The sequence below is a fragment of the Microvirga sp. P5_D2 genome, assembly GCF_054049475.1.
The window spans coordinates 1-1,716 of record NZ_JBFUMH010000350.1; the positions used below are offsets into that span (position 1 = coordinate 1).

3 protein-coding genes are annotated in these 1,716 nt (G+C 65.8%); all 3 read left to right on the top strand.

The window, feature by feature from the left end; all coding sequences use genetic code 11:
• Window positions 1-583 (top strand): formylglycine-generating enzyme family protein (locus ACXJKO_RS31555; protein ID WP_457094942.1); only part of this gene is annotated, 583 nt, incomplete at its 5' end.
• Window positions 583-1,086, top strand: coding sequence for a hypothetical protein (locus tag ACXJKO_RS31560; protein WP_457094943.1), 504 nt, complete (start codon window positions 583-585; stop codon window positions 1,084-1,086). The genes ACXJKO_RS31555 and ACXJKO_RS31560, both read left to right, overlap by 1 nt.
• 4 nt (window positions 1,087-1,090) lie before the next feature.
• Entirely contained in the window at window positions 1,091-1,567 is a 477-nt protein-coding gene (locus tag ACXJKO_RS31565) for a YidH family protein (protein ID WP_457094944.1), read from the top strand.
• Window positions 1,568-1,716: the final 149 nt, after the last annotated feature.

Below are 1,716 nucleotides of genomic sequence, written 5' to 3' on the forward strand. Positions count from 1 at the left end.
GGATGGATTGGAGGACCATCCGGTCGTCCATGTCAGCTACATGGACGCCCTTGCCTACGCCGGTTGGGCCGGCAAGGACCTGCCGACCGAGGCCGAGTGGGAGGTCGCCGCCCGCGGCGACCTTCATGGCGCCGAGTTCGCCTGGGGCGACGAGTTCGCGCCCAACGGGCGGCACATGGCCAACACGTGGCAGGGGCAGTTTCCCTTCCAGAACACGATGCTGGACGGCTACGAGCGTACCTCGCCCGTCGGCTCGTTCCCGCCGAACGGCTACGGCCTCTACGACATGATCGGCAACGTCTGGCAATGGACCGGCGACTGGTACAGCCCGAAGCATCCCGGTGAGGCACCCAAGGCGTGCTGCATCCCCGACAACCCGCGCGGCGGATGCGAGGAGAACAGCCATGACCCGCGCGAGACCGGGATCAGGATTCCGCGCAAGGTCGTGAAGGGCGGCTCGCACCTCTGCGCCCCGAACTACTGCCGCCGTTACCGTCCGGCTGCCCGGCATCCGCATCCTGTCGACACCTCGACCAGCCACATCGGCTTCCGCTGCGTCGTGCGTGAACGGGGAGCGGCTTGATGGCGGAGACCGTGACGAGAACCCAGGTGCTCATGGCCTGGATGGTGATCATCCTGACCGCGGGCCTCGTCGTGCTCGGCATCGCCTGGTACGGCTTCTCCCTGGAGGTGCATCACCGCTTCTGGCGCGACATCGCCGAACGGCCCGACGGTCCGATGTCGTTCCGCTTCGTTCTCCAGCCCACGATGGCCGTCATTGCCGCCATCCACGACGGCATCAGGGACTCCAGGACCCACCGCACGCCTTACTTGCGAGCCATTCTCCACGATCCCGTCCAACGTGGGAACCGCTTGCGCGAAGGCCTCTTCGCGACGGCGCGCCTCATCCTGCTCGGCATCGGCATGGATGCGATCTATCAGTGGCGGGTGCTCGGGACCTTCTACCCCGGGGAGGCCCTGCTCGTCGCGCTGCTGCTCGCCGTCGTGCCCTACGTCCTGCTCCGTGGCCTAGTGAGCCGGATCGCCCGCCGCCTCAATCATCCCTCGTCCGGCAGTGCGAGGTGATGCCATGAGGCTGCGGACCGGAAAGCCTCCCGTCGCCGCACAATCCGATTCGGACCGGATCTCGGTCGAGCTCTCGTCGCGGCGCACGGGGATGTCGTTCCAGCGTACGCGCATGAGCGCCGACAGGACTCTGATGTCGGTGATCCGCACCTCGCTGTCGCTGATCAGCTTCGGCTTCACGATCTACCAGGTCTTCGACAAGCTGCGGGAGGCGGGAACCATCGCCCATGCCGCCGCGCCGCGCAATTTCGGCGTCGCGCTGGTGCTGCTCGGCACCACGATGCTCGTCATCGGCATCGTCTACCACGTGCAGTTCATGCTCGGCCTGCGCCACGAGCGCAAGGCGATGACAGTCGCCGGCCTCGTCCACGGCGAGAGCCACTTTCCCGTCTCGCTCACCCTGATCACCGCCGTCGTCCTGCTCGTCATCGGCGTGGTGGCCATCGTGAGCATGATCTTCCAGGTCGGGCCCTTTGGTTGAGTTTCCAGGACGATTTCAATTCGGCACAACATAGGAAGCAGCGAGATGGCGAAGACCGACACCCCGAACATCGTCATGATCATGGCCGACGACGTCGGCATCTGGAACATCAGTGCTTACCACCGGGGCATGATGGGAGGGAGCACGCC